Annotated in this window: 9 protein-coding genes; 2 read left to right on the forward strand and 7 right to left on the reverse strand. The window is 40.2% G+C overall.

The genetic code is table 11. The features are described 5' to 3' along the window. Positions 1–83 precede the first annotated feature (83 nt). The 6 genes from OD355_RS13640 to rpmB all read right to left on the reverse strand — a co-directional run bounded on the left by OD355_RS13640 (position 84) and on the right by rpmB (position 4,260). Positions 84–515: a hypothetical protein gene (locus tag OD355_RS13640; protein ID WP_263039048.1), complete on the reverse strand. Its 432-nt coding sequence runs from the start codon at positions 513–515 to the stop codon at positions 84–86. A gap of 26 nt (positions 516–541) precedes the next feature. Then, on the reverse strand, positions 542–2,086 hold the full coding sequence (locus OD355_RS13645; protein WP_263039049.1) for a hypothetical protein: 1,545 nt from the start codon (positions 2,084–2,086) through the stop codon (positions 542–544). Positions 2,087–2,279: 193 nt separating this feature from the next. Continuing rightward, positions 2,280–3,428, reverse strand: a complete 1,149-nt coding sequence (locus OD355_RS13650) for a PepSY-associated TM helix domain-containing protein (protein ID WP_263039050.1) — start codon at positions 3,426–3,428, stop codon at positions 2,280–2,282. A gap of 159 nt (positions 3,429–3,587) precedes the next feature. Continuing rightward, positions 3,588–3,761, reverse strand: a complete 174-nt coding sequence (locus tag OD355_RS13655) for a DUF4295 domain-containing protein (RefSeq protein ID WP_263039051.1) — start codon at positions 3,759–3,761, stop codon at positions 3,588–3,590. 49 nt (positions 3,762–3,810) lie between these two features. Beyond that, positions 3,811–3,999 carry a 50S ribosomal protein L33 gene (gene rpmG, locus OD355_RS13660; protein ID WP_263039052.1) on the reverse strand — a complete coding sequence of 63 codons (189 nt, stop codon included), beginning with the start codon at positions 3,997–3,999 and terminating at the stop codon, positions 3,811–3,813. A gap of 24 nt (positions 4,000–4,023) precedes the next feature. Further along, positions 4,024–4,260, reverse strand: coding sequence for a 50S ribosomal protein L28 (gene rpmB, locus OD355_RS13665; RefSeq protein WP_263039053.1), 237 nt, complete (start codon positions 4,258–4,260; stop codon positions 4,024–4,026). 459 nt (positions 4,261–4,719) lie between these two features. Between rpmB and OD355_RS13670 the strand changes: the two genes are divergently transcribed. After that, positions 4,720–5,088: a hypothetical protein gene (locus tag OD355_RS13670; protein ID WP_263039054.1), complete on the forward strand. Its 369-nt coding sequence runs from the start codon at positions 4,720–4,722 to the stop codon at positions 5,086–5,088. Positions 5,089–5,090: 2 nt separating this feature from the next. On the opposite strand, the gene OD355_RS13675 is transcribed toward OD355_RS13670, so the two are convergent. Continuing rightward, positions 5,091–6,140 carry a glycosyltransferase gene (locus OD355_RS13675; protein ID WP_263039055.1) on the reverse strand — a complete coding sequence of 350 codons (1,050 nt, stop codon included), beginning with the start codon at positions 6,138–6,140 and terminating at the stop codon, positions 5,091–5,093. 78 nt (positions 6,141–6,218) lie between these two features. Here OD355_RS13675 and OD355_RS13680 point away from each other — a divergent pair, with 78 nt between their 5' ends. Then, entirely contained in the window at positions 6,219–6,458 is a 240-nt protein-coding gene (locus OD355_RS13680) for a hypothetical protein (protein WP_263039056.1), read from the forward strand. Positions 6,459–6,963 lie beyond the last annotated feature (505 nt).

The raw sequence follows: 6,963 nt of genomic DNA on the forward strand, positions 1-6,963 counted from the left end.
GTATCCGGCACGCCTGCTTGGGCATTTGCGCCTTTAGTTATAAAGAAAAACGTAAGAATTATAAGTATTTTTTTCATTAATATCTAATTATTATACCGCCAATCGACAACTATATCGGCAATAATACCGGTACCATAGTATTGAGCGGGTTCCGGCCGCCATTGACCAGCGTATTGGCCACTGCCATAAATTTGATCCGTTACAGCTCTATCTAAAGGGGTAGCCCATTTTATTTCAAAATTATAAGAACCAAAATCTTCCATATATTCCGGGATAATAAAATAAAAGCCGGTAGAAGTTTCTTTATTTTTATAGGCAGACATTCCACTTCGGGGAGTGAAAAATTTTATACCAGCCTGTAAATCGGCCAATAATACTGAAAAAGGCTTTCCGATATATTGGCTTTTGTTGGCCTTAATCTGATTTACATAAGCTAAGGTGTCCGACACACCTGCTTGGGCATTTGCGCCTTTGGTGATAAAGAAAACCATGAGAATGATAAGTATTTTTTTCATTGTATTGTGTTTTAATAGATGATAAATTAAGGACAAGGATTGATGTAAGTAGTTGTTTTTATTCCCAACCAATTCTTGGTAGTGGACGATGTTCTTATTATTGGCTTAAAATTACCGACAGGATCTTTCTTCATTAATGTAACGCCGGTATTATATTTATTTAGTACAAAGCCCATGGCCTCCTCATAAGCTAAATTATTTCTATTAGAAGATTTCCAGTATTTTCGCAAATAATAATCATTAGCTGCGGTAAAATCTTTCCCAATATTACTTTCAGGGTTCCACTCACGTCCGTTTTGTGCTAAATTGCTGCTTTGTGTGCCGAAAAAAGTATTGGCAAGATTGACATCGGTTACCTTCAAAGCATATGAGCTGCCATCCGCAGCTTCTACAAAGCTGCCCTGAAACCTTCCCTGGGTAAACTGGCTGGTATTATAGCCATTTGCTTCTATTACTCTGTAAATATCATTAGCTGAGGGTGCGCTAAAGCCTGAAGCAGGGTGATAGTGGGAGATGGATACTAAAGCATCTAAATATCCTACCTCTGTAGGAATTGTAACATCGGTTTCTGTACCTTGTGCCATGTTTCCCGTGTAATAGTGATCGGTAGAAACATCTGTATTATCATTAGGATTCACACTGAGCTTTTCATACATGGCTATTCCCTTTTCGGTTGTGGAAGGTGCAGTGAGTTGTGGAAGTTTTTCTTGTAATGCCTGCTGGCTGTATGCATTTTTTATTTTTTCTGCAGCTCTCTTTGCCTCATCACAAGGATTTTTTGTATCCACATCCTCATATTCATCAGGATCGATGTACGGTAAATCTTCAGTATTCTGCGGGGGTCCTCCACCGTTACCTCCACCGCCGCCACCCCCGTTGCTGCCACCCCCGCCGTCTGATTCATTATGTACACATTCCAGTACCCAGGCTCTACGTTCCCGCACAATGGAGTAATAAGTACCATCATTATCCAGATAGCCGTCATGTTCATACCAGGTTACTAATCTGTGTCCGCAACCTCCAGATGCATAAGATTGAACAGGCGGCGCCTTAGCTACAGTAGTTGCTAATTTAGTTTTTGCCTTGTTTAAGTCTGCCAACAATGCTGATACCTGTGCACTGCTTAACTTAGAATACGTTATAGCCTCTATTTTATGCTGATCATTTCGCCACGTATTAAGCAGCCTACCATCTTTCAATGTATAATAGTGTTGGAGATGCTTAACCTTGTTATCATTATAAGAGTTTACTGTAAACGCTCCTTTAATAATATTCCCACGGTTGTCAATTTGAAATGTAATACCATATGTATTGGAGCGTTTTTCAATATCATCCCGGATATTAAAAGGTACATAAACGTATTCATTTACACCACTTTGAAATACATATTTTGCTTCCCATGCTAAACTTCCTTTTACAGAAACTCCATTGCTTTCAAGTTTCAGGTTCCCTTCTTTATAATATCCCCCATTATCCTTCAGCCATGCTTTTAATTTTTCTTCACTTGCATGATCTTCTTTTAAAACCTGATCGTATTTATTACAGGTGATCAATAATAACCCTAATATCATTAGGACAAAAGAAATGGAAATATAATTATACTTGCGGATATTAGTTAGTTTATGTAACTAAAATATTAACATTTTTTAAAATTGAGAAAGCTAAGTAAGTTATATAATTGTTAATATTTGATTAGAAATTATCTAATTGTAAAAGAAAAAGAAAAACAGTGGTTCATATAAATTGGAAAAACATTGTCACTGCCTAAACGCTCTTTTTCTTTTTAGGCGCTTTCCTTAACTTATTCACCCAAATGATGGTGCCGGTTACGGGCAGGCTGGTTGCCACCAGGCATACAAGGAAATAAATGATCTTGGAAAATAATCCAAAGATCTCACCCGTATGCAAAGGCCTTATAGCAGCGGCTACCTGGTGCAGGAATTTCTTTTCAGCAAACTTTTCAATTTTTAACACTTTACCGCTGTAGCTGTCAATGATAACTTTATCTGGCATGGACACGGCAAAAAAACCTTCACGGGTTTTGCTGATGCTGTAAGAGCCTGCGCTGTCTGCAGGTGCAGCAACGGATAAGTTCCCATGAAAGGGCAGCGCTTGATCAGCGATGGCTATAGCTTGTGAAAAGCTTATCTGCGCTGACCCCGGTATATACACCGAAGGCTGTACTTTTTCATTGCGCTGCTTGAATACTTTGTCGCCTAAAACCGTGCTCATACCATTTCTATACCATTCAAACGACCAGCAGAGGCCGGTTAATGCCATCACCATCAGCAACAGGAATGTGTAGAAACCAAGTGTGTTGTGCAGGTCGTGGTTAATGCGTTTCCATTTGCCGGAAAACATTACGGTAAAAGCTGCTTTCCAATAGCGCCACCTGCGCGGTATCCACAGAATAATGCCGGATATCAACAGCAGTACAAAGATAATGGTGGATATGCCCACCACGATCCTGCCGTTGGCCTGGTCTATCAGCAGCCAACGGTGAAGCTTCATCATAACATCAAAAAAGTCATTGGTTTTAGAATCTGTAGAACCCAGTGTTTGCGCGGTATACGGGTTTACAAGCAGTTGCTGCCGCTTGCCGCCGCCCTGCGTTTTACCGCCTGCTTCTGTTTTGGTTTTTAGGGTAAATATCCACGAGCGTTCAGAGCCCGCCGGTATCAGCAGGTGGCTCACTTTAAATTCACCGTTCTCAAGCCCCGCTGCTAATACATCTGCAGATAGCTGCCTGCCGGAAGCATTCACTACATATTTTTCTTTATTAAAAAACTCGTTTACTTCTTTATGAAAAGTGTAAATGGTTCCTGAAAAGCAAACTACAAAAAGCACAAAACCGCTCAACAATCCCAGCCAAAGATGTATATCATTGGAAAATTTCCTAAACTTCCTGTTCATGGGTGCAAATGTATTTGCAGGGTAATAGAATGATTTACGAATTTGGGAAATTTACGGGGAAAGTGTATTGTTTAGACTAAACAAGCTCTTCAGATAAGGGCAATAAAAAAACTTTCCTGCGTGGAAAGCTTTCTATATTTTTCAGAATAAAGCTATAGCTTATTTCTCAGCAAGGTATTCCTTTACTTTTTCTTTGTGTACAATAGCTTCTTTAAAAGTATAGGCGCCGGTTTTAGGGCTGCGTATGCTCTTAATTACTTTTGTCCAGTTTTTAGATTCTGCTGCTGCTTTAGCGTCTTTAACTTTAGAGTTTTTTGATGCTGCTTTTGCCATGATGAATATTTTTAAAAAGTTACGGCCAGCTATAAAATAGCTGCACCACTTATTTGATTTCTTTGTGTACTGTTACTTTCTTAAGAATGGGGTTGTATTTTTTCAGTTCAATACGCTCCGGGGTATTCTTTTTATTTTTTACAGTGATATAGCGGCTGGTACCGGGTTGCCCGCTGGCCTTATGCTCTGTGCATTCCAGTATTACCTGTACCCTGTTACCTTTTTTTGCTCCTGCCATTTTATAGTATATTTAAAATGTTCTTTAGATCTTTTGTCCTTTAGCTCTTAATTCTTTCACTACGGTAGACAGACCATTTTTATTAATGGTTCTGATGGCATCTGTTGTAAGTTTCAACGTGATCCAACGGTCTTCTTCTGCAAAATAAAAGCGCTTTGTTTGTAAATTGGGCAAAAAACGGCGTTTAGACTTAATGTTTGAGTGAGAAACATTGTGTCCGCTAACCGGTCTTCTACCTGTAACCTGACATACTCTTGCCATAACTTTTGTTTTTAACGGACGGCAAAGGTAATAAAATATCGTAAATCAGCAAAGTTTTAATAAAAATATTTTAAATGATGCAGCAAAGGATGCAACGTGACCCTTTACAATTTACAATAATATTGCTCGTTCCTGGGTTTGAAGTACTAAAATAATTTTCTCAAAACAGCTTCGTCTGAACTATGGTTCAGTGTTTTCTCAAAAAGTAGCCTTCCTGACCGCACTATCAAACTATTTCGTACTACAGCAACACATTACTTTAGCTCTTGATAAAGCAAGAATTTCTCTAACCTCATTTTACGCAGCATTGAAATCGTGCTTTATCCTTTATTATGTGATCCGTACAAATATGTTAATTAGCAGAACAAAAATAATTCACTCTTAATTCTTTATTCTTAGCTAGTTTCATATTACTTTTACATGCAATAGACATTCGCAAACATCTAAACTGAACCGGGCATGAGAAAATCAATTACAGTCACTATCATAATCCTGATACTTATATTGGGCGGATTTTTTTACTGGAAATATTATTTTGTTTTCGGTGAAGGCGTAAAATCCGGGTACCTGAATTATGCCGTGCGCAAGGGTCAGGTGTTTAAAACCTACGAAGGCAAACTGATACAGGAAGGGCTGGCAAGAGGCCGCGGTTCGGGAAGCATACAATCCAACGAGTTCGAATTTTCCATTGAAAGCAAAAGGATCTTTGATTCACTGGCCATAAACAGCGGCAGAAAGTTTGACCTTCACTACAAAGAATACAACGGAAGGCTGCCCTGGCGTGGTAATACCAAGTACGTGGTTGACAGCATTATTCATAAAGAATAATTTTATGCCTGCAATGCCGGTAGCATAAAATTAAATTGCATCGCCTGGTCGAGGCGCTGTTGTATATCATCGCCCTGGCTAAAACAAAATGCCCACTGCTGCTGATGCAATCTTTTTGCCAGGTATTCCTGCTCTGTCTGCCCGGGCGTGGGAATGAGTATAGATCTTTTTTGCAGGCAGATCATTTCCATCACGGTGGTATAGCCCGCGCGCGCAAGCACAAACTCGCTCTGGGCTATGGCCTGAGACAGATCTTTAACACCTAAATAATTTTCGACTCGCACATTTTCGCAATAAACTTTTTCTGTAGCGTTGGGCAGGCCGCGCACCAGCAATACGCGCTGCATGCGATAAGGTAATACCTCCAACAATTTTTCTTCAAGTATGCTTCGCTGCGGCTCCGGCCCGGAAAGCAATACCAGCAGATCGTACTTCTTTTCTACACCGGGCACTGGTTTCAGCCTGCTTAGCGGGCCGATATATTTTACCGGTATTGAGGGCCATTTTTCAGGATGCGACAGTCTCCCTGCCAGATTCATATCCTTATCAGCGAAATCAGGCACCAGGCATTCACTAAACTTGTTGATAAAACTATAATTGATGCGTTGCACAACAGCCTGCAGGAATCGGCAAGGCACACGAATGCTGAGCTGATGGGTGATAAAAACAGAACGCACTTTGCGCGAATAAAATCCATACCTGTTGTCTGAAACTACCAGGTCTATACCATGGCGCATCACCGCTGCTTCCACGAACCTGTGTTCGTTCCGGATAGCTGAGAGTATTTTAGGCGCCTGCCCTGCTATTTTTGCTATAAAACCTTTTCTTGTGCGGCTGTATGTAATATTATAACCCTGCAACGGCAGATAAGTAATTTGCGGGTATGCCTGCATCAGCATCTTTTCTGAAGCCGAGCCGGGCTGGCAGGCTATAAACACCCTGCATCCTTCCGCAAGATATTGGTCTATCAGCGGAAAGCAGCGCGTGGTATGGCCCAGGCCCCAGTCCAGCGGCGAGAGCAGTATGTTATTTATTTTAGAAGTTTTTACCAAGCCTGCCTGATTTTGAAGAAAAACTATACCTTTATTGTACGCCAACGACTTTATTGCACAAATATACTTTTTAAGTTTATGAGAGAAAGAGAATTAATTATTGTCGGCGAAAACCTGGTACCCGATAAACAACAAAGAGCACATAATTTCCGCTGCATTAGCAAACTTTTGCTGCACGCCGAAAGTATGGATGCATTTTGCACGGCCAATGAAATAATTGACGTAAACAAATACCGGCATTTCCGCAAAAAACACCTGGTACAAAAGATCATGTCAGACAATCGCAAGCCATTTGTGTTTGTGGTGAATAAGAATTAATTGCAAATGCAGATTACAGATTGCAAATTATTTGCATTCTCCAATTTACCATGCGTACCGGATTAAAATCCAGCGTTGGTTTAGAAGCAATCTTTATTTTTGTTGTGTGATGTTTGAATTATGATTTTTCTTTCTGAACCATAGGTCACCATTGTGCACATGGTGGTTAAAATCTAAAACACAAGGTACACAAGGTTTTCTCAAAGAACACCACGGGTAAGCCATACTAACGTGTTTTAAGCCGTGTCAGGTTTTTCACCTGACATCCAGAATGTCTTTGCGATTAGCCTTTGCGTGAAATAAAAATTATTAAAGCCGTGTCAGGTGTTTTCACCTGACACCCAGAATGTCTTTGCGCTTAGCCTTTGCGTGAAATAAAACTTATTTAAGCCGTGTCAGGTGTTTTCACTTGACATCCAGAATGTCTTTGCGATTAGCCTTTGCGGCCTTTGGTGAAATAAGAATTATTATTCTTTTTGCCATTGCCGCAAAAAGAATCAAAAAG

It is taken from the genome of Haoranjiania flava, from assembly GCF_025631005.1.
GTDB lineage: Bacteria > Bacteroidota > Bacteroidia > Chitinophagales > Chitinophagaceae > Haoranjiania > Haoranjiania flava.

What these genes read in the sequence shown, in the direction of transcription:
- OD355_RS13640 (WP_263039048.1), bottom strand. Translation starts at nt 515, where the DNA reads ATGAAAAAAATACTTATCATTCTCATGGTTTTCTTTATCACCAAAGGC.
- OD355_RS13650 (WP_263039050.1), bottom strand. Translation starts at nt 3,428, where the DNA reads ATGAACAGGAAGTTTAGGAAATTTTCCAATGATATACATCTTTGGCTG.
- OD355_RS13680 (WP_263039056.1), top strand. Translation starts at nt 6,219, where the DNA reads ATGAGAGAAAGAGAATTAATTATTGTCGGCGAAAACCTGGTACCCGAT.
- rpmG (WP_263039052.1), bottom strand. Translation starts at nt 3,999, where the DNA reads ATGGCAGGAGCAAAAAAAGGTAACAGGGTACAGGTAATACTGGAATGC.
- OD355_RS13645 (WP_263039049.1), bottom strand. Translation starts at nt 2,086, where the DNA reads ATGATATTAGGGTTATTATTGATCACCTGTAATAAATACGATCAGGTT.
- OD355_RS13655 (WP_263039051.1), bottom strand. Translation starts at nt 3,761, where the DNA reads ATGGCAAAAGCAGCATCAAAAAACTCTAAAGTTAAAGACGCTAAAGCA.
- OD355_RS13670 (WP_263039054.1), top strand. Translation starts at nt 4,720, where the DNA reads ATGAGAAAATCAATTACAGTCACTATCATAATCCTGATACTTATATTG.
- rpmB (WP_263039053.1), bottom strand. Translation starts at nt 4,260, where the DNA reads ATGGCAAGAGTATGTCAGGTTACAGGTAGAAGACCGGTTAGCGGACAC.